This window comes from Pseudomonas quercus, assembly GCF_012033695.1.
GTDB classification, from domain to species: Bacteria; Pseudomonadota; Gammaproteobacteria; order Pseudomonadales; family Pseudomonadaceae; genus Aquipseudomonas; species Aquipseudomonas quercus.
The window spans coordinates 226,173-243,261 of sequence record NZ_JAAVJI010000001.1; the positions used below are offsets into that span (position 1 = coordinate 226,173).

At 60.6% G+C, this 17,089-nt stretch carries 21 protein-coding genes and 1 tRNA gene; 9 read left to right on the forward strand and 13 right to left on the reverse strand.

Translation table 11 applies throughout. From position 1 onward, the window contains the following. Positions 1–160: 160 nt before the first annotated feature. The 3 genes from HBH25_RS00985 to HBH25_RS00995 are packed head-to-tail and all read right to left on the reverse strand — an operon-like array spanning position 161 to position 2,872. A complete protein-coding gene (locus tag HBH25_RS00985; protein WP_168080607.1) occupies positions 161–820 on the reverse strand; it encodes a response regulator transcription factor in 660 nt (219 codons plus the stop codon). Further along, on the reverse strand, positions 817–2,211 hold the full coding sequence (locus tag HBH25_RS00990; protein ID WP_168080609.1) for a sensor histidine kinase: 1,395 nt from the start codon (positions 2,209–2,211) through the stop codon (positions 817–819). The genes HBH25_RS00985 and HBH25_RS00990 overlap by 4 nt, the downstream gene beginning before the upstream one ends. Continuing rightward, complete coding sequence (locus HBH25_RS00995) at positions 2,189–2,872, reverse strand: response regulator transcription factor (RefSeq protein ID WP_168080611.1); 684 nt, start codon at positions 2,870–2,872, stop codon at positions 2,189–2,191. Before HBH25_RS00995 ends, HBH25_RS00990 begins: the two co-directional genes overlap by 23 nt. A 189-nt stretch (positions 2,873–3,061) precedes the next feature. Here HBH25_RS00995 and HBH25_RS01000 point away from each other — a divergent pair, with 189 nt between their 5' ends. Continuing rightward, positions 3,062–3,517, forward strand: a complete 456-nt coding sequence (locus HBH25_RS01000) for a hypothetical protein (protein WP_168080613.1) — start codon at positions 3,062–3,064, stop codon at positions 3,515–3,517. A 38-nt stretch (positions 3,518–3,555) separates the two neighbouring features. Here HBH25_RS01000 and pbpG read toward each other — a convergent pair whose 3' ends face one another. From pbpG to HBH25_RS01015, 3 genes are all read right to left on the reverse strand, one after another. Then, entirely contained in the window at positions 3,556–4,467 is a 912-nt protein-coding gene (gene pbpG, locus HBH25_RS01005) for a D-alanyl-D-alanine endopeptidase (RefSeq protein ID WP_168080615.1), read from the reverse strand. Positions 4,468–4,653: 186 nt separating this feature from the next. Further along, positions 4,654–4,833 (reverse strand): hypothetical protein, encoded by a 180-nt coding sequence (locus tag HBH25_RS01010; protein WP_168080617.1) that lies wholly within the window; start codon positions 4,831–4,833, stop codon positions 4,654–4,656. A gap of 108 nt (positions 4,834–4,941) precedes the next feature. Beyond that, complete coding sequence (locus HBH25_RS01015; protein ID WP_168080619.1) at positions 4,942–5,286, reverse strand: hypothetical protein; 345 nt, start codon at positions 5,284–5,286, stop codon at positions 4,942–4,944. A 166-nt stretch (positions 5,287–5,452) separates the two neighbouring features. Here HBH25_RS01015 and HBH25_RS01020 point away from each other — a divergent pair, with 166 nt between their 5' ends. Then, positions 5,453–6,274, forward strand: a complete 822-nt coding sequence (locus tag HBH25_RS01020) for a shikimate 5-dehydrogenase (protein ID WP_168080621.1) — start codon at positions 5,453–5,455, stop codon at positions 6,272–6,274. Here HBH25_RS01020 and HBH25_RS01025 read toward each other — a convergent pair. Together HBH25_RS01025 and nhaR are read right to left on the reverse strand one after the other, a co-directional pair. Continuing rightward, positions 6,271–6,927, reverse strand: a complete 657-nt coding sequence (locus tag HBH25_RS01025) for a YceH family protein (protein ID WP_168080623.1) — start codon at positions 6,925–6,927, stop codon at positions 6,271–6,273. The genes HBH25_RS01020 and HBH25_RS01025 overlap by 4 nt on opposite strands. A gap of 59 nt (positions 6,928–6,986) precedes the next feature. After that, entirely contained in the window at positions 6,987–7,886 is a 900-nt protein-coding gene (nhaR, locus tag HBH25_RS01030) for a transcriptional activator NhaR (protein WP_168080625.1), read from the reverse strand. A gap of 106 nt (positions 7,887–7,992) precedes the next feature. On the opposite strand from nhaR, the gene HBH25_RS01035 reads away from it, so the two are divergent. Then, positions 7,993–8,739 (forward strand): TerC family protein, encoded by a 747-nt coding sequence (locus tag HBH25_RS01035; RefSeq protein WP_168080627.1) that lies wholly within the window; start codon positions 7,993–7,995, stop codon positions 8,737–8,739. 34 nt (positions 8,740–8,773) lie between these two features. On the opposite strand, the gene HBH25_RS01040 is transcribed toward HBH25_RS01035, so the two are convergent. Next, entirely contained in the window at positions 8,774–8,962 is a 189-nt protein-coding gene (locus tag HBH25_RS01040; protein WP_168080629.1) for a hypothetical protein, read from the reverse strand. A gap of 151 nt (positions 8,963–9,113) precedes the next feature. On the opposite strand from HBH25_RS01040, the gene HBH25_RS01045 reads away from it, so the two are divergent. Next, positions 9,114–9,842, forward strand: coding sequence for a peptidase C39 family protein (locus HBH25_RS01045; RefSeq protein WP_229631772.1), 729 nt, complete (start codon positions 9,114–9,116; stop codon positions 9,840–9,842). Here HBH25_RS01045 and HBH25_RS01050 read toward each other — a convergent pair. Next, positions 9,839–11,122 (reverse strand): NAD(P)/FAD-dependent oxidoreductase, encoded by a 1,284-nt coding sequence (locus tag HBH25_RS01050; protein WP_168080631.1) that lies wholly within the window; start codon positions 11,120–11,122, stop codon positions 9,839–9,841. The two genes, HBH25_RS01045 and HBH25_RS01050, sit on opposite strands and share 4 nt — an antisense overlap. Before the next feature lie 184 nt (positions 11,123–11,306). Between HBH25_RS01050 and HBH25_RS01055 the strand changes: the two genes are divergently transcribed. Next, a tRNA-Val gene (locus tag HBH25_RS01055) sits at positions 11,307–11,383 on the forward strand. A 72-nt stretch (positions 11,384–11,455) separates the two neighbouring features. Here the strand turns inward: HBH25_RS01055 and HBH25_RS01060 are convergent. After that, the gene (locus HBH25_RS01060) at positions 11,456–11,746 is read right to left on the reverse strand and encodes a DUF6388 family protein (protein ID WP_168080633.1); all 291 of its coding nucleotides are present in this window, start codon (positions 11,744–11,746) and stop codon (positions 11,456–11,458) included. 141 nt (positions 11,747–11,887) lie between these two features. Here HBH25_RS01060 and HBH25_RS01065 point away from each other — a divergent pair, with 141 nt between their 5' ends. After that, on the forward strand, positions 11,888–12,451 hold the full coding sequence (locus HBH25_RS01065; RefSeq protein ID WP_168080635.1) for an SPOR domain-containing protein: 564 nt from the start codon (positions 11,888–11,890) through the stop codon (positions 12,449–12,451). Here the strand turns inward: HBH25_RS01065 and HBH25_RS01070 are convergent, their stop codons facing one another. Then, positions 12,452–13,153 carry an endonuclease gene (locus HBH25_RS01070; protein WP_168080637.1) on the reverse strand — a complete coding sequence of 234 codons (702 nt, stop codon included), beginning with the start codon at positions 13,151–13,153 and terminating at the stop codon, positions 12,452–12,454. Beyond that, a complete protein-coding gene (locus HBH25_RS01075) occupies positions 13,146–13,346 on the reverse strand; it encodes a DUF1654 domain-containing protein (RefSeq protein ID WP_168081423.1) in 201 nt (66 codons plus the stop codon). Before HBH25_RS01075 ends, HBH25_RS01070 begins: the two co-directional genes overlap by 8 nt. Positions 13,347–13,619: 273 nt before the next feature. On the opposite strand from HBH25_RS01075, the gene HBH25_RS01080 reads away from it, so the two are divergent. The 3 genes from HBH25_RS01080 to HBH25_RS01090 are packed head-to-tail and all read left to right on the forward strand — an operon-like array spanning position 13,620 to position 17,088. Further along, positions 13,620–14,567: a sugar ABC transporter substrate-binding protein gene (locus HBH25_RS01080; protein ID WP_168080639.1), complete on the forward strand. Its 948-nt coding sequence runs from the start codon at positions 13,620–13,622 to the stop codon at positions 14,565–14,567. Next, positions 14,564–16,102 carry a sugar ABC transporter ATP-binding protein gene (locus HBH25_RS01085; protein WP_168080641.1) on the forward strand — a complete coding sequence of 513 codons (1,539 nt, stop codon included), beginning with the start codon at positions 14,564–14,566 and terminating at the stop codon, positions 16,100–16,102. Before HBH25_RS01080 ends, HBH25_RS01085 begins: the two co-directional genes overlap by 4 nt. Beyond that, positions 16,099–17,088 carry an ABC transporter permease gene (locus HBH25_RS01090; RefSeq protein ID WP_168080643.1) on the forward strand — a complete coding sequence of 330 codons (990 nt, stop codon included), beginning with the start codon at positions 16,099–16,101 and terminating at the stop codon, positions 17,086–17,088. The genes HBH25_RS01085 and HBH25_RS01090 overlap by 4 nt, the downstream gene beginning before the upstream one ends. The last annotated feature ends 1 nt before the right edge of the window (position 17,089 follow it).

The following is a 17,089-nucleotide window of genomic DNA, read 5'->3' on the forward strand; positions in this document are numbered from 1 at the left end:
CCCTAGGGCCTGCCTGAAATAAGTTGTGCGAAGGTCAGGCAAGGCGAAAGCAGGCGAGGAAGCGGACTGGGCCCGCACTCGGGTTTACTGGTTGTAAATGAGCATTCCGAGCTGACTTTTGACACAGCATGGCCGAGCGCAGCCACTTTTCGTACAAAGCCTAGTCTGTGCGCAGCCGCAGGCTCTCGCTTAGACAATAACCATACCCCCGCAACGTCTGCAGGGCATACGGTGCGCCCAGCTCGGTCAGCTTACGCCGCAGGTTGCAGATGTGGCGTTCGATCAAAGGCCCCCGGGAGGGCTCTGCCGAACCCCACAAGTGGCCCTCGATCGCATGACGGCTGATGGGTTCGGCGTGCTGGGCCAGCAGGGCCAGCAGGCGCTGCTCGGTAACGGTCACGCTTTGCTGAGCGCCGGCACGGCCTAACAGCAACCGGTTGCTGGACAGCCACAGCCCTGGCCCAGGATCGGTGGCCGGCACAGGATAATGCCGGGTCAGGGCCTGCATGCGCGCCTGCAGCTCTTCGGTGCTCAGCGGGCGAGGCAGGCAAAGGTCTGCCCCCGCTTGCAGCACCTGGGCACGGATACTTGAATCGCTTTGCCCCAGCAATACCAGAAGCCGGGCACGGCCTCGGCGGTCTACAGCCTTGTGCAAGAGGTCTGCACGGGCCACGGGCAGGTCCAGCACGATATAGCCATATTGGCCGTGCAAATGCACATCGGCCTGTTCAGGCACGGTACTCACGACGTCACCGGCATGGTCGGTAAACATCCGCATCAGGGCGTGGTCGGGCTGCTCGGTAATGTAGAGAAGGTTCATGTGGCAACCAGTGCGTTGGTGGGTCGGCAATCAAGGACCAGGCGAGCACCGCCCAGAGGGCTGTCAGTGACTTCAAGGCCGAAGCCATGCAGGTTCACGACTGCGCCCGCGATAGACAGGCCCAGCCCAAAGCCGCCCTGGGCAGACTCGTCGCTACGGTAGAAACGCTGGAAAATGGCCTGGCGTTCGGCTTCTGGAATCCCGGGGCCAGAGTCGTCCACGCTGATACGTGTTGCGTTTTGATAGCGCTCTGCACGCAATATGACCTGGCCCCCCGGTGGGGTGAACTTGATCGAATTGCCGAGCAGGTTGCCGATGGCCTCGAACAGCAGGGCACGGTCACCGGTCAGAGGCGGAACGCTATCAGGCACGTCCAGCAGCAGTGCCAACTCGCCTTCTTCGGCCAGGGGCAGATAGAAATCGTGAAGCTCTTGCAGCAATTCAAGGGGGTCCATTTCCACGAAGCCCGAGCGCCGACGGTGGTCTTCGATTTCGGAAATCCGCAGCAGGCCACGGAAGCGCGCCATCAACGTGTCGGTGTCGGCAATGGCTTGGTCCAAGGCCTGCGCCTGCCCCGAGCTGTCTTCGGTCTGCTGCTTGATGCGATACAACTGTGCCCGCAGCCGAGTCAGCGGCGTACGCAGGTCGTGGGCAATGTTGTCACACACCCCCTTGACCTCGAACATGAGCTTTTCAATGCGGTCCAGCATGGCATTGACGATAGCTGCCAGCATGTCCAGTTCGTCACGCCGGTCGGACAACGGCAAGCGCCCAGCCAGGTCGCCGGCCATGATGGCTTCGGCACTGGCCTGGATCTGGCGGATACGCCGCAGCGGCCGGCGCCGCAGCAGGTGCCAGCCTGCCGCGCCGGGAAGCACGGTCAGCGAAATGCCCCACAGCAAGGCGCGCAGAATGATGTGCGTCACCGCGAACACGGAGCCGTTATCCCGCACCAGTACTAGCCAGCGCCCATCACGCGTGGGCATGGCAACAGCGGCACAGCTGTCCTGGGGAAGTTTGAGGTCGTTGGAGTCGACGCAGTCGTCCAGCTCATAGATTTCTCCATCCAGCGCCAGCCCGCGAGGGATGCGGTGCAGCTCGCCGGCAACCGGGTACAGTTCGTCGTCGAATAGGCCATAGGCGTCGAAGGCACGGTCGTCGAAGGCCTGGCTGGCGGCCAATGCGTCTTCCAGGTCCCGCCCACCGAACCGTGCAAACAGGTGCTGGCGCTGCATCAAGGATTGTCGGGCCAGGCTGTTGAGGTAGTCCGACACTTCGAAGTACAGCACGCCCAGTAGAATGCTGCTCCAGGCCACGAACAGGAAACTGTATAGCGCCAGCAAGCGGCTACTGGAGGAGCGCCACCCCTTAGAGGGGTTCGGCAATGACATAGCCAGACCCTCGAACGGTCTTGATGAGCGGCGGGGTACCGGCCGGGTCGATTTTCTTGCGCAAGCGCCCGATGTGCACATCGATCAGGTTGGTGCCGGGGTCGAAATGATAGCCCCACACTTCTTCGAAGATCATCATGCGGGTGAGCACCTGGCCGGCATTGCGCATCAGAAATTCGAGCAGCTTGAATTCGGTAGGCAGCAGGTTCAGCGGTTGATCGCCGCGGCGAGCTTCTCGGGTGATCAGGTCCAGTTCCAGGTCCGCTACCTTCAAGGTGTTGTCCTGGGCGGTGCCGGCCAGTTTACGCCGTAGCAGTACCTCGACCCGTGCGGCCATCTCGTCCGAAGCGAAGGGCTTGGTGAGGTAGTCATCACCGCCTGCGCGCAGGCCTCGAACACGTTCATCCACATCCGACAGGGCGCTGATCATCAGCACCGGAGTCGACACCCCAATGGTGCGTAGCGTGGTGACAATCGCAAGCCCGTCGAGCTCAGGCAGCATGCGGTCCAGGGTAATGACGTCGTAGACGCCGCTGACGGCTTTCACAAGCCCCTCGCGGCCATTGTCGACCCAATCGACCTCAAGGCCATGGTTGCTCAGTTCCGCCACGATTTCCCGGGCGGTAACGGCATCGTCTTCGATGGTCAGTACACGTGTCATGGAAGTACCTGCAAGAAATGAAGCGGACCCTGGCATTGTGCCAAGTTTTGATTGGAGGCTATTTGAAGATTATTTCATGTTGGCACGCTATGTAAGGGCGGCGATACGTGGTCGTTACAAAGGTGTGCTAAAGCCTGTGATACAGCGGCCGATGGAGGGTAGGCCAATAAACCGTTCATAGGGCCCCCCATGACCAGCCTTTCCTCGATTGCTTCCAATCTTCATATCCAGACCTACGCCGTCAGCAAGGCTACCACCGCCGCTGTTGATGAAAACGCTACAACGGCTGTGGCAGGGGCAGGTACGTCGGCTACCACACAGGTTGCCGCCCCAGCCGGCGGTACGGTGCCCGCCGGTGGTGGGTCCGGTTCCAGTGAAAGCAGCAGTGGCAGCTCAGATATCGTCACCCAGTTGCAGCAGCGGTTGGCCAAGCTTCAAAAGGAGCTGGCCAAAGAGCAGCAGGCTCTTCAGGCGGCTATCAGTGCCAAAGCTAGCCCCGAGGACAAAGCTACGGCCGTGGCATCTGCACAGGCCCAAGTGGCCGCTACCAGTGGCGAGTTGCAGACGGTGAGTGCCCAGCTGCTAGAGGCACTTAGCAAGCAGGGCAGCAGCACCAGCGGTACCAGTATCAGTACTACGGCCTAAGCCCTGGGGGAGCAGGGCGGTAGCCGTTAGTTGAAGGGTCAATCTGCCAGCTGGCGGTGCTTCTCGGCCTTGTATTGCATGGCCACAGCCGGCGCCTTGGCGCCGCGCCCGGTTTCTACCCAAGTACGCAGGCGGGTAGCGTCGGCAAAGTGCGTGTACTTGCCAAAGGCATCCAGGATCACCATGGCTACTGGGCGGCCCCCCATGCTGGTCACCAGTACCAGGCAGTGGCCGGCCTTGTCGGTAAAGCCGGTTTTGGTGATCTGGATGTCCCAGTTTTTCTGGTTGAGCAAATGGTCGGTATTGTGGAAGCCCAGCGTGTAGTTAGGCTTTTTGAAGCTGACCGTCTTTTCTTTAGTGGTACTCAGTTCCGACAACATAGGGTAGCGGCGTGCCGCGGTCAGCAACTTGCTCAGGTCCCGGGCCGTGGACACATTCTTCTCGGACAGGCCGGTGGGCTCCACGTAGCGGGTATGGCTCATGCCCAAGGCGCGCGCTTTGGCATTCATCGCGGTAATAAAAGCGTTGTAGCCCCCTGGGTAATGGTGGGCCAAGGTGGCGGCGGCACGGTTTTCGGACGACATCAGCGCGATCAGCATCATGTCGTGACGGCTGAGCGTGCTGCCCAGCTTGACGCGAGAAAACACGCCTTTCATTTCTTTCGTCTGGCTGATATCGACAGCAATGTCTTCGCTCATCGACTGTTTGGCGTCCAGTACGACCATCGCCGTCATCAACTTGGTGACCGAGGCGATAGGCACAACCTGGTCAGGCTTGTTTTCGTAAATGACCTGACCGGTCTGGAGGTCTACCAACAATGCACTATGCGAGGCCAGGTGCAGTTGGGCAGGGTCTCGACTGAAAGAGGCAGCCGCAGCGGTGACGTTCGACGTGAAGCAGGCGCCTGCAAGCACATAGCACAGGCCAAGTATCGAAAGAGGGGTTTTCACGCAGATCACTCGCAAGAAGAGTAGAAGTGTGGCGTCCCTGCCATCAAAGTTGGCCACATTGTAAATTTATGGCCAAGTGCCTGTCGATTGTCCGGGCAGCTAAATGTTTCTTCATTTAAGCCGGTAGGCCGGGCTGCACAGGATGCCTTGCGAGCAAAAGAAGTTAAGCGGCGAGCATGAGGCGCGTCAGGCCGCCAGGCACTGGCTCATGTCGCGGCAATGGCGTTCGGCAGCCGAGCGCGACATCAGCGGCGGGCTTACGACATTGCCGTCGAATACGACGTACCAGCACGCAAGCAGCCCAAGGTCACGCAGGTGCTCGGGCACTGCACTACCGACAACGCTCATGATGTGAAATAAAGGCATGACAGGAACCTCGCTGACTCAATGCGCTCAGTGTCAAGGCCGAGCGAGCCGACGACAAATCAACGTGCTCAATAGTGGCTATTGAAACAGGCGTACTTGAGCACATGGTTACCAGCGTGGGGGGCCATAATAGCCTCGCGGTGCATAGTAGCCATGGGGTGCATAGTACCCCTGCGGCACGTAGTAGCCCGGTGGCGGTGGCGGAGCCACGTAGACCGGCGCAGGCTGGTAGTAGACTGGCGGTGGGGGCGCCTGTACATAGACAGGCTGGGGCGCCACGTAAACCGGACGTTCCACATAGACAGGGCCTGGATTGGCAACCACAGCCCCTACCACAGCAGCACCTAGCACCGCGCCAATGACGCCTGGGCCTATGCCGCCGTGTGCGGCCGCAGGCCCGGCCAGGCTCAGTGCGCCGACCAGCAGGGCAACCTTGGGGAGATGACGAATCATGATGCTTCCTCGCGATACGCAGCGCCTGGTTCCCGCCCTCGGGACCTGGGACTGCCGTACACACTATGACAGCGAAACGGTTAAATGCAGCGCCCGCAAATGGTAAATTTTCTGTAAGTTCACCGTATCGGTTTCCTTACAACTTCACAGACCTGTCGGACCTTTCATGGCTATTTTTCCCAGCAAGCACACCCAACTTTGCATGTCTCTGGCCGCGCGCCCAGGCAACTTTGGTACACGCTTCCATAACTACCTGTATCAAGCGCTGGACCTGGACTATTTCTACAAGGCGTTCACCACCTCGGACCTGCCAGCTGCCATTGCCGGCATTCGCGCACTTGGCATTCGCGGGTGTGCGGTCTCAATGCCATTCAAGGAAGCCTGTATTCCCTTGGTCGATGAGCTTGATGCGTCGGCAGCCTCCATTGCGTCTATCAATACTATCGTCAATAACGACGGTTACTTGAAGGCCTACAACACGGACTACCTGGCCATACGTCAGCTGATCCAGGCCCACGCCCTCAACTCGGACTGCACCTTGGCCATTCGGGGCAGCGGTGGGATGGCCAAAGCCGTGGCCTGCGCCTTCCGCGACGCCGGGTTCGCCCGTGCTACGGTTATTGCGCGTAACCCTGAGGCCGGCCCGGCACTGGCCAAACAATGCGGTTATCAATGGCAAGCGAGTGTGCAGGGTGTCGAGGCTGACATTGTGGTTAACGTCACCCCGGTGGGTATGGCCGGTGGGGCTGAAGCCAATGCCTTGGCCTTCAGCCAGCAGACGATAGACGCAGCTGACGTCGTATTTGATGTGGTGGCATTGCCTGCGCGCACGCCATTGGTGATAGCAGGCGAGGCCGCTGGCAAGCGCGTGATCTCGGGGCAGGACGTGGTAGCGCTGCAGGCCCTGGAACAGTTCGCGTTGTACACCGGCGTACGGCCAAGTGATGCGCTGGTAGCTCAAGCAACCGCTTTCGCGGCGGCCGGTTAGTCCAGGCCTAGCGCTGCCAAGCGCGCTTCCAGTGTTGCCACCCGTGCTTCAAGTGCCTCTAGGCGAGCGGCCGCTGCTGCTGTATCCCCCGCAGTATCCACTTCAGCAGGGGCGCTATTTTCCACGGCGCCCTCGGCCACATGGGCCCAGCCATGGGTAAAGCGGACTTCACGCTGGCCCAGTTGCCGAGGGAGTTGCTGCGCATAGCCCCGTGCAATCAACCGGTCCAACTGATGGCGTACCTGGTCGGCATCGTCGAAGGGGTGCAGGCGGCTGGACCGCGTCCACAAATCCCCTAGGGTCTGTGACCCTCTGAGAAACAGCAGGCTTAAAAGCGCAACTTGGGCTGGCACCAGCTCCAGTGCCTTGTCGAGCCGGTGTTCATAGCGGTCGGCACGGTTGCCCATCACCAACTTTGCAAAGCCCGCCTGCTCCAGCACACGCAACCGCTGGCCTACCTCACCGGGGGCCAGTTGCATCACCGGCTCGCGGCTGGTTTTCTGGTTGCAGGCCAGCACCAGCGCATTGAGGGTAAGGGGGTAGGTTTCAGGGTTGCTGGCCTGCTTTTCCACCAGGCACCCGAGAATACGAAGGTCCGCAGGGGTAAGGTCAGGCTTTTGCAGCGTGGCAGCGTTGTCAGAGTGGTCGGTCATGGACAGGGCCTTGGCGAAAAAGTGGTGGCGGGAACATAACTAGAGTAGGGCCTGCAGGCCTATTGCTGGAAGAGCCCTTCGCGCGCCGCCTCCGCAACGGCCACTGTACCGGGGTGGTTCACCCGACGCTCCACCGAGATGGCATAAAACGCTTCGGTGACGGCATCGGTTTCCCCTAACAGTTGAACGTCGCCTTGGCGTGTAAGGTCGTCGGCAATCACGCTGGGCGCTACGAACACGCCGCTGCCTGCCAAGCCAAAGGCCTGCATCAGCGCACTGTCGTCGAACTCCCCAACAATTCGAGTGTTTACCCGAGCCTCTTCCAGCCAGCGCAGTAGCCGGCTGCGCACCACGCTCTGAGGGCCTGGAATAAGCAAGGGCATGTGCTCAAGGCAGCCAGGAAAAGCGCCTTTGCAACGCCCAGCCAGCTCAGGCGTTGCGAAAAAGCCGATGCCGCACTCCCCCAGTTTTAGCGTGCGGCTTTTTATGTCCAATTGAGGGGGGACCGGGCTGTCGGAAATCACCAGGTCAAGCCGCTGTATGGCCAGGTCAGCCAGCAACCGCTCTAGCTTGTCCTCGCGGCAGCTGATGCGCAGGGGAGGGTCTTCCAGTGCCATGGTAGGGGCCAGCAGCCGGTAGACGATGGATTTGGGCACAACGTCCGCTACGCCTACCCTGAACGCCAGCGGCTGCTGCCCAGGCTGGGAACGGAGCATGGCCTCCAACGCCACGCCAGCCTCGAACATGGGCTCGGCATAGGCCAGTACTCGTCGACCGGCCTCAGTTAACTCCAGATGGCGCCCTACCTTCTGAAACAGACGCATCCCCAGATTGTGCTCCAGCAACGACAGCTGACCGCTGACCGTAGGCGCGGTCAGGTTCAGTTGCTCACAGGCCCGCGTGATGCTGCCGGTGCGCGCGACCATCCAGAAATAGTGCAATTGACGGTAATTGAGCATGCCGGACACTTCGAAATAAGCGAACTATTGAGCTGTAAAATACGAATTTTTCAAAAGTATAGGCTGGTCTAGACTCCGAGTCATTCACCTTGGCCTGGAGCCACCTATGGACTACTTGATGGACCTGCTTGCCAGCCCTGCCGCTTGGGCGGCGCTGGCCACACTGATTGTGATGGAAGTGGTGCTGGGCATCGATAACCTGATCTTCATTTCGATCCTCACCAACAAGCTGCCTGCCGAGCATCAGACCAAGGCACGACGGCTGGGGATTGGCATGGCGCTGGTCCTGCGGCTTGGCCTGCTCAGCACGGTGGCCTTTATCGTTACCCTGACCGCGCCGGTGTTTGAAGTGGCCGGCCATGGGTTCTCATGGAAAGACATGATTCTGATCGCGGGCGGCTTGTTCCTGCTGTGGAAAGCGACCAGCGAGATTCATCACAGTGTCGATCCGGGCGCCAAGGCTGATGCCAAGATCAGCTCGAAAGTCACCCTAGGGCTGGCATCGGCCATCGGGCAGATTCTGATGTTGGACCTTGTGTTCTCGATCGACAGTATCATCACGGCAGTCGGCATGACTGAACACCTGCCAATCATGGTGATTGCGGTGATTGTGGCGGTGTTGGTAATGCTGCTGGCGGCAGAGCCTCTGGCGAAGTTCATCAACGCCAACCCAACCGTGGTGATGCTGGCCCTGGGCTTTTTGATCATGATTGGCATGACGTTGATCGCCGAAGGCTTCGGTGCCCATGTGCCAAAAGGTTATATCTACACCGCCATGGCATTCTCTGCGGCCATCGAGTGCTTGAACCTGTGGGCGCGCCGCAGGAAGTCTTCTACGCCCCCGTCAGCCTGATAGCACGTTACGCCCCCCTCGGCCGGGGGCGTTTTCAATGGGCCAGGTTAAGGCGGTGTAAAGGGCGAGCCTTATCTTGAGCGCTGGCGTCTGTTTTGCGCCGTGCTGGGGCAGGTGTCGCGGCATGATGGCGGCGTGCAATGCGCAGTACGCCCCATAGCATGGCGGCTGCCACCAGTATCCAGGCCCCTATCATCATCAGTATTGCCGCTGTAAGGCTCATAGGTGGTTCTCCTCAGCATCGCCCACGCACGTATCTGTACGTAAGAGCAGTCTAAAGGCCACTATGTTTCCGAGGCGTGACGAGCGGTTACGACGTGCCGGTATGCATTTGGGTTCAGTGTACCGTCTGTACCTTCCAAGGTGAGCCGCCTATGATGCGCCTACGCCAGCACTGGCTGGGTCAGAGTCCGGAAACTACCATGCTGTCAGAAATATTAAACCGCTCGGTAAGGCAGGCTGTGAGCCTGGTGGCTGTACTGGGAGTGCTGGCCGGTTGCGCCACCCCACCAGCCCCGCGCATGGGCACCCTCCCAGACCGGGTGGAACTGACCGCTGTACCTTTTTACCAAGGCGATGACGATCACGGGGCGCCTACGGCGCTGGCTGCGTTGCTGCGGGACCGTGGAATGACCGTCACGCCTGGCCTGGTCGAGCCCTACCTAAAGTTGCCCGCCAGCCCCCCTGGCCTAGATCGCAGCGTTGAAGAGGCCGCTCGCCAGTACGGCTTGGTGGTTTACCCGCTACAGCCGGATTTCCAGGCCTTGCTCACCCAGGTCGCTGCAGGCAACCCAGTGCTGTTGCGCTACCGTGATGGTGCTTTGTGGGGAACGGATCACTATGCGCTGCTGATCGGTTACGACCGGTTCCGCAGCCACGTACTGCTGCGCTCCGGGGCGCAGCGTCGGCAGCTGATAACGTTTTCTGACTTCGTAGCGTACTGGCGTTCCGCAGGCAACTGGGCGGTGCTGGCTCAACCTCCTGCACACTTGCCCGCCGAGGTAGACCCTGCACGCTGGGCCGCTGCTGCAAACCGGTTGGGCCAGGCAGGCCAGGAGGTGGCAGCGCAACGGGCCCTGAGTGCCCTGAACGCCCGCCCCTAAAAACCTAGCTTATCCCGCAGGCTGTAATACCACGCCCCCAACGCCGACAGGGGCACGCGCAGCGCCTGGCCGCCCGGGAACGGATAATGGGGCAGGGCGGCGAAGGCATCGAAGCGTTCAGCCTGGCCGCGCAGCGCTTCAGCCAGTACCTTGCCGGCCAGGTGCGTATAGGTCACGCCATGGCCACTGCACCCTTGTGAGTAGTAGAGGCTTTCACCGATGCGGCCCACCTGGGGCAGGCGTGACAGGGTAAGCAGGAAATTACCTGTCCAGGCAAAGTCGATTTTCACGTTCTTCAGCTGGGGGAAGGCCTTGACCAGGTTAGGCCTGATCAAGGCTTCGATGTTGGCCGGGTCGCGTGCGCCATAGACCACGCCACCGCCGAAGATCAGCCGTTTGTCTGCGGTAAGCCGGTAGTAGTCCAGCAGGTAGTTGCAATCTTCTACGCAATAGTCCTGTGGCAACAGGCTGTGGGCCAGCTCGTCGCTCAACGGCTCGGTCGCTACCACCTGGGTGCCGCATGGCATGGACTTGGCCGCCAATTCCGGCACCAGGTTACCCAGGTAGGCGTTGCCCGCCACGATCACGAATTTCGCTTTTACCTGGCCTTGTGGCGTGTGCACAACCGGGTTCGGGCCGCGGTCGATACGGGTGGCAGGTGTTTGTTCAAACACCTTGCCACCCAGCGACTCGACCGCTGCCGCTTCACCCAGGGCCAGGTTAAGCGGGTGGATATGGCCACCGCTCATGTCCAGCAGGCCGCCGATGTAACGCTCGCAGGCCACCACCTCACGGATGCGGCGCTGGTCCATCAATTCCAGTTGAGTGTGGCCGTAGCGTTCCCACAAACGCTGCTGGGCTTCCAGGTGACCCAATTGCTTGGAAGTGAGCGCGGCGAACACACCACCGTTCTTCAAGTCGCAATCAATGTTGTACCGCGCTACGCGATCGCGAATGATACGGCCGCCTTCGAAGGCCATCGCTCCGAGCAATTGGGCGTGATCGTGGCTGACGGTGCGCTCGATGACATCGATGTCGCGGCTGTAGCTGTTCACGATCTGGCCGCCATTTCGGCCTGAAGCGCCAAAACCCACCCTGGCCGCTTCTACCACCACGACCTTGAAGCCTTGCTCCAGCAAATGCAGTGCGCTGGACAGGCCTGTATACCCGGCGCCTATCACGCAGACGTCGGTTTCCAAGGTTTCCTGCAAGTGCGGGCGCGCGGGCGCACCATTGGCTGAGGCAGCATAGTAAGACGGCGGGTAGGCGATATGCGCCATGGCAGCAACCTTTGTTTAATATTCTTGACGATGAAGGATGCTAACTCAAATCGCCTAGGGCTGCTAGCGAACCCATGGGCCAACCTGTGTACGGTCGCGATTGGATTTTCAGCGCCTTTTCAGCAGCTTAGAAGAAATTTCCATTGACATCGCTGGTGCCATGCGTAGAATGCGCCCCCACAGCAGGCACATAGCTCAGTTGGTTAGAGCACCACCTTGACATGGTGGGGGTCGTTGGTTCGAGTCCAATTGTGCCTACCAGCTTCGCCGAAAGGCACGTCAAAAAGGGCGATCCGAAAGGGTCGCCCTTTTTGCTGTCCGCCAGCGGCTTCCCTACAGCTCGTTCAGCGACTTGTAGGCCTCCCAAGGCATGCCTAGTGCTTGCGCCACTTCCCGGTGCACCCCTTCACGCAAGCTGGCCAATTCTTCTGGGCTCTCGGCCGTCAGCTCCAGCACATATTCCCAGGGTTCCAGCCCCTGGCTTTGAGCGGCGTCTTCGAAGGCCCACTGTACTTGCTGCTGTTGCTCACGGGCATCCAGCTGCCGAATCTCCTCGGCAAGCTCGGGGTGGGTAGCCAGGTAGCGGTCGTGGGCCAACTGCTGGCGGGCGTCGATAGGGGGCATAACGGCTCTCTGCAAAGGTGAAAACAGGCTGCCATGATGCCACACGTGCCAGGCCTGGCGCTGCCATCAGCGGGCAGTTGGCCTGCCAAGGCGTGCCCCCGGTGGTAGAATCCCTTCCTACATTTCCAAGAGGCAGTCGGCGTGCGTAAATTGACAGGTGTTGCATTGGTATTGGCCTTGGCGGGTTGCGGCAGCGCGTTGGAAGAGGCGCACAAGGCCGTTTCGGCCCAGCTGGAAAACCCCGGTTCGGCCAAGTACACCAATGTGCATTCAACGCCCAACGGCAACATCTGCGGGCAAGTGAAAGGCAAAGACGCCAGCGGTAATTATGGGGGCTATCAAAGCTATGCAGCCATCAAGACCGAAAACGGCTACCAGGCCGTGATCGACCGGGATGGCCGTAATGTAGTGGTGCGTGCTGCTTGTGGTGCACCGGTGGCGGCACCAGAGGACGCTGCGGCAACAGCTGAGCAGGCGGCCCACGGGTGGGATGTGGTGATTGCCGACAATAACCGCGGCGCGGTCACTGACATGATGTCCCGCCTGGTCGAGCATGGGTTCATGGGCAGCGTGGTCACGCGGGATGGCAAGCCCCGTATTTTCCTCGGCCCTTTCGACAGCCGTGAAGAGGCGGTTGCGACCCGGGACAAGCTGATGGCCAGCCAGGGCATTGAATCAGGCGTAGAGCCGCATCCCGCTCCGTGATCAGCTACAGGCCTTGAGGTTGACCGGGCCTACGAACTCATTGCCATGCCCCATCACGCAAGCGACTCGCTGGTTGCGTTGGCGCTCCCAAGGTTGTACTGGGTAGGTCTTGTTCCAGGCCTGGTACAGCTTGGTGTCCTGGCTAGACAGCCGAAGCTTGTAGCGTTTGCTCATATACAGGTAGGTGCGTGCGATCATCCCTCGGATGGTAGGGCGGGGCATCACTTTGCGGGCTTTGAAGTCCACTTGGGTAAGGCAACTGCCGTATTGCCCACGCTTCTCTGGCAGCCAGCCGAAACTGAAGTTGTTACGGTCGCCGTTTACCTCGCCAATGCTCGGCACCAGGTTGTGCAAGTCGGCTTCGGCTTGCTGGTAGGTTTTGTCGTGCTGGGTGCAGTTCTTACGCCCACCCGCTTGCCAGCACTGCAGCTGATGGCCGATCTGCCAAGCAGGCACAATGTGCTCCCACTCGATACGCGACGCCCGTGCCAGGTTCTTGCGGGGCACATAGCCACAGCTCTTGAGATCTACCTTGTTACCCGTGTACTTGCAGCCACAGTAGAACTCCGTGGACTGGGGAGCATACAGCCGCCAGCCAGCCTTCTTGGCTTCGGAGAACGTACGGGGCGCTTCGGCGAGTGCCGGCGTGATCGCCAGCAGGCACAGGCCGGCCAGCGCACCGAGTGCGCCTTGCTTAATCATCCGTAGGCACCACCCAGAACAGTTGAATACCGCCGTCATCCCGCCAGGCAAGGGTGACGTTGTCGTTCTCGGCAATTTCGTCGAGCAACTGCTGCCAGTCTTCAGGCGCTTCGTGGGGTTGGCGAAACAGTAGCACCGAACGCGAGCGCTGCGCCGCTGGCCCATTGATGATTTTTTGAACACGCACCGCCATGCGTTCATACGCCGTGGCTGTTGGAGGGGGTGTGGAACCGGTCACAAGAAAGGCCCTTTTTTGGCTGTATGCGCATACAGTAGTGAGCTGAAGCCTCTTTCGCAAGCCGTTGCGCTTGTTTGCCTACAATGTTCAACCCTTTTTCATACAAGTGAATTAACTGGGCATACCCTGTTGAAGGATTTGACAGCGCGCTGAACCCCTCTCATAGTTGTTGTCGCAAACGTTTGCCTCGTGCAACGGGCACAAATAATCATAAGAAGGACGCCCCACATGAACACCTTGCCATTCCTGCGTACCCTTTCCGTTTCCCTACTGGCTGCTACCTGGTTGGCGGCAGCGCCGGCCCAGGCGGCCGACAAGCCCAAAGTGGCCTTGGTGATGAAGTCCCTGGCCAACGAGTTTTTCCTCACCATGGAAAATGGGGCCAAGGATTACCAGAAGGAACACGCCGCCGACTTTGATCTCATCTCCAATGGCATCAAGGACGAATCCGACACTGCCGCACAGATCCGTATCGTCGAGCAGATGATCAATGCCAATGTCAATGCACTGGTGATTGCGCCAGCTGATTCCAAGGCGCTGGTCTCTGTACTCAAGAAGGCCTCGGACGCGGGCATCAAGGTAGTGAACATCGACAACCAACTGGACCCTGACGTACTCAAGGCCAAGCACCTGGAAGTGCCATTCGTAGGCCCGGACAACCGCGCTGGCGCCAAGAAGGTAGGGGACTACCTGGCAACCAAGTTGCAAGCAGGTGACCAGGTCGGGATTATCGAAGGCGTGCCCACCACCACCAACGCCCAGATGCGTAGTGCCGGCTTCAAGGATGCCATGAGCGCGGCCAGCATGAAGGTGGTGTCGGTGCAGTCGGGCAATTGGGAAATCGATAAAGGCAATGCTGTGGCCACAGCCATGCTGAACGAATACCCGGACATCAAGGCGCTGCTGGCCGGTAACGACAGCATGGCGTTGGGTGCCGTGTCGGCCGTGCGCGCCGCAGGCAAGGCGGGCAAGGTGTATGTGGTGGGGTATGACAACATCAAGGCCATCGCCCCCATGCTCAAGGACGGTCGCGTGTTGGCCACGGCTGACCAGTACGCTGCCCGCCAAGCGGTATTCGGTATTGAAGAAGCCCTGCGCCGCGTGAAAGGCGAGCAAAGCGATGCCGGTGGCAACGTGCAGACCCCGGTCGACCTGGTTACCCAGGCGGCGCAATGAGCGCGGTAGCCCCTGTATTACGCCTGGAAGGTATCGGCAAAACCTACACCCAGCCTGTGCTGGGTGGGGTGGACCTGGACCTGAACCCTGGGGAAGTGCTGGCCTTGACCGGGGAAAACGGCGCTGGCAAAAGCACCCTGTCGCGGATTATTGCAGGCCTGGAAACGCCCACCATCGGCCATATGCGTTTCATAGGGCAGCCGTGGGCACCGGGTAGCCGCCGGGACGCCGAGCGCCAGGGCGTGCGGATGGTATTGCAAGAGCTGAACCTGCTCCCCACCCTGACCATTGCCGAGAACCTGTTCCTGGAACAGTTGCCACGGCGCTTCGGTTGGGTGGATCGCGCACGCCTGCGCGCGGACGCCACCCAAGCCATGGCCCGGGTGGGCCTGGAAGGGCTGGACCCGGACACACCCGTCTCGGAGCTGGGTATCGGCCATCAACAGATGGTGGAAATAGCGCGAAACCTGATTGGCGACTGCCGCCTGCTGATCCTCGACGAGCCCACGGCCATGCTGACTGCGCGGGAAGTGGAGCTGCTGTTCACGCAGGTTGAACGGCTCAAGGCAGCCGGTGTGGCGCTGGTGTACATCTCCCATCGGCTGGAAGAAATCGCCCGGATCGCGCAGCGTGTGGCCGTGCTGCGTGATGGTCGGCTGGTCAAGGTTGCGCGTACCGAAGAGGTCAGCGAAGCCGAAGTGGTCAACCTGATGGTGGGGCGTGAGCTGGGCGAACGCATCGACCTGGGTGAGCGCCACATCGGCGCACCTTTGCTAAAAGTGGAAGGCCTGGGCCGTGGCCACAAGGTGCGAGACGTCAGCTTCGAGGTGCGCGCCGGCGAAATTTTCGGCATCTCCGGGTTGATTGGCGCCGGGCGTACGGAATTGCTGCGGCTCATCTTTGCAGCAGACCAGGCTGACACCGGCCGTGTCTGCCTGGGGACGCCACCACAACCTTTGAAACTGGGTTCGCCTGCTGAAGCGGTGCGCCAGGGCATCGCCCTGATCAGTGAAGATCGCAAGGGCGAAGGCCTGTTGCTTCAGCAGCCTATCAGCGCCAACCTGGCCCTGGGCAACATGGACCAAGTGGCCTCTGTTGGCTGGATGAACAGCGGCCGTGAGCATGCCTTGGCGTGTCGGCAGATCGATGCCATGCGCATTCGCAGCGCGGGGCCTAGCCAGCCCGTTGGGGAACTGTCCGGCGGCAATCAGCAAAAGGTGGTCATTGGCCGGTGGCTGGAACGCGATTGTAGCGTTTTGCTGTTTGACGAACCCACGCGGGGCATCGATGTGGGCGCCAAGTTCGACATCTACCGGTTGCTGGGCGACCTCACGCGGCAAGGCAAGGCGCTGGTGGTGGTGTCCAGCGACCTGCGCGAACTCATGCTGCTGTGCGACCGTATCGGGGTGATGTGTGAAGGTGCGCTCAATGGCATCTTCGAGCGCGCTGACTGGACCCAGGAACATTTGCTTGCTGCGGCGCTGCCCGGCAACCGTCACTATCGCGCCCCGGCTGGGGCTAGAGAACCCTTATGAAAACAACCCTTTCTGCCGCGTCTCAACCACGCGGCTTTCGCCATGCGCCTGCGGCATTGCGTACCTACCTTGGCCTGGGCGGTGCGCTGCTGGCCTTGGTGGTATTGTTCTCGTGCCTGAGCAGCCATTTCCTCTCCTACAACACCTTCAGCATGCTGGCCAACCAGATTCCCGACCTGATGGTGCTGTCGGTGGGCATGACCTTTATCCTGATCATCGGCGGCATCGACCTCTCCGTGGGGTCGGTACTGGCACTGGCCGCGTCGGCTGTCAGTGTGGCCATGCTGGGGTGGGGGTGGGGGGCATTGCCATCCGCTGCACTGGGCCTGGCCTGCGCAACCCTGGCCGGCACCGTCACCGGCGCGGTCACCGTGGCATGGCGTATCCCGTCGTTTATCGTGTCGTTAGGCGTGCTGGAAATGGCACGTGGCGCGGCTTACCAACTCACCGATTCCCGCACAGCCTACATTGGTGATGCCTATAGCAGCCTGTCCGAGCCACTGCTGTGGGGTATTTCCCCCTCGTTCCTGATTGCGCTTGCCGTTGTGGCGGCTGCGCAACTGGTGCTCAGCCGCAGCGTGTTTGGCCGCTACCTTGTAGGTATTGGTACGAACGAGGAAGCGGTGCGCCTGGTAGGGGTGGACCCGCGGCCTTACAAGGTACTCGTGTTCTCCCTCATGGGCTTGCTGGCAGGCCTGGCGGCGCTGTTCCAAGTGTCTCGCCTGGAAGCTGCAGACCCTAATGCGGGCGCTGGCCTGGAGCTGCAAGTGATCGCGGCGGTGGTGATCGGTGGCACCAGCCTGATGGGTGGGCGTGGCTCAGTGGTCAGCACGTTGTTCGGGGTCTTGATCATTTCCGTGCTAGCTGCCGGCCTGGCCCAGATCGGTGCCAGCGAGCCCACCAAGCGCCTGATCACCGGCGCGGTGATTGTGCTGGCGGTGATTCTGGACACCTACCGAAGCCGTCGCGCTCGGCAACGCGGCTGAC

Excerpts from the sequence above, each read along its gene's own strand:
- HBH25_RS01025 (WP_168080623.1), bottom strand. The coding sequence starts at position 6,927 with ATGACCGACCACTCTGACAACGCTGCCACGCTGCAAAAGCCTGACCTT.
- HBH25_RS00985 (WP_168080607.1), bottom strand. The coding sequence starts at position 820 with ATGAACCTTCTCTACATTACCGAGCAGCCCGACCACGCCCTGATGCGG.
- nhaR (WP_168080625.1), bottom strand. The coding sequence starts at position 7,886 with ATGCTCAATTACCGTCAATTGCACTATTTCTGGATGGTCGCGCGCACC.
- HBH25_RS01035 (WP_168080627.1), top strand. The coding sequence starts at position 7,993 with ATGGACTACTTGATGGACCTGCTTGCCAGCCCTGCCGCTTGGGCGGCG.
- HBH25_RS01090 (WP_168080643.1), top strand. The coding sequence starts at position 16,099 with ATGAAAACAACCCTTTCTGCCGCGTCTCAACCACGCGGCTTTCGCCAT.
- HBH25_RS01070 (WP_168080637.1), bottom strand. The coding sequence starts at position 13,153 with ATGATTAAGCAAGGCGCACTCGGTGCGCTGGCCGGCCTGTGCCTGCTG.
- HBH25_RS01010 (WP_168080617.1), bottom strand. The coding sequence starts at position 4,833 with ATGCCTTTATTTCACATCATGAGCGTTGTCGGTAGTGCAGTGCCCGAG.
- HBH25_RS00990 (WP_168080609.1), bottom strand. The coding sequence starts at position 2,211 with ATGTCATTGCCGAACCCCTCTAAGGGGTGGCGCTCCTCCAGTAGCCGC.
- HBH25_RS01050 (WP_168080631.1), bottom strand. The coding sequence starts at position 11,122 with ATGGCGCATATCGCCTACCCGCCGTCTTACTATGCTGCCTCAGCCAAT.
- HBH25_RS00995 (WP_168080611.1), bottom strand. The coding sequence starts at position 2,872 with ATGACACGTGTACTGACCATCGAAGACGATGCCGTTACCGCCCGGGAA.
- HBH25_RS01020 (WP_168080621.1), top strand. The coding sequence starts at position 5,453 with ATGGCTATTTTTCCCAGCAAGCACACCCAACTTTGCATGTCTCTGGCC.
- HBH25_RS01015 (WP_168080619.1), bottom strand. The coding sequence starts at position 5,286 with ATGATTCGTCATCTCCCCAAGGTTGCCCTGCTGGTCGGCGCACTGAGC.
- HBH25_RS01085 (WP_168080641.1), top strand. The coding sequence starts at position 14,564 with ATGAGCGCGGTAGCCCCTGTATTACGCCTGGAAGGTATCGGCAAAACC.
- HBH25_RS01040 (WP_168080629.1), bottom strand. The coding sequence starts at position 8,962 with ATGAGCCTTACAGCGGCAATACTGATGATGATAGGGGCCTGGATACTG.
- HBH25_RS01000 (WP_168080613.1), top strand. The coding sequence starts at position 3,062 with ATGACCAGCCTTTCCTCGATTGCTTCCAATCTTCATATCCAGACCTAC.
- HBH25_RS01080 (WP_168080639.1), top strand. The coding sequence starts at position 13,620 with ATGAACACCTTGCCATTCCTGCGTACCCTTTCCGTTTCCCTACTGGCT.
- HBH25_RS01075 (WP_168081423.1), bottom strand. The coding sequence starts at position 13,346 with ATGGCGGTGCGTGTTCAAAAAATCATCAATGGGCCAGCGGCGCAGCGC.
- HBH25_RS01045 (WP_229631772.1), top strand. The coding sequence starts at position 9,114 with ATGATGCGCCTACGCCAGCACTGGCTGGGTCAGAGTCCGGAAACTACC.
- HBH25_RS01060 (WP_168080633.1), bottom strand. The coding sequence starts at position 11,746 with ATGCCCCCTATCGACGCCCGCCAGCAGTTGGCCCACGACCGCTACCTG.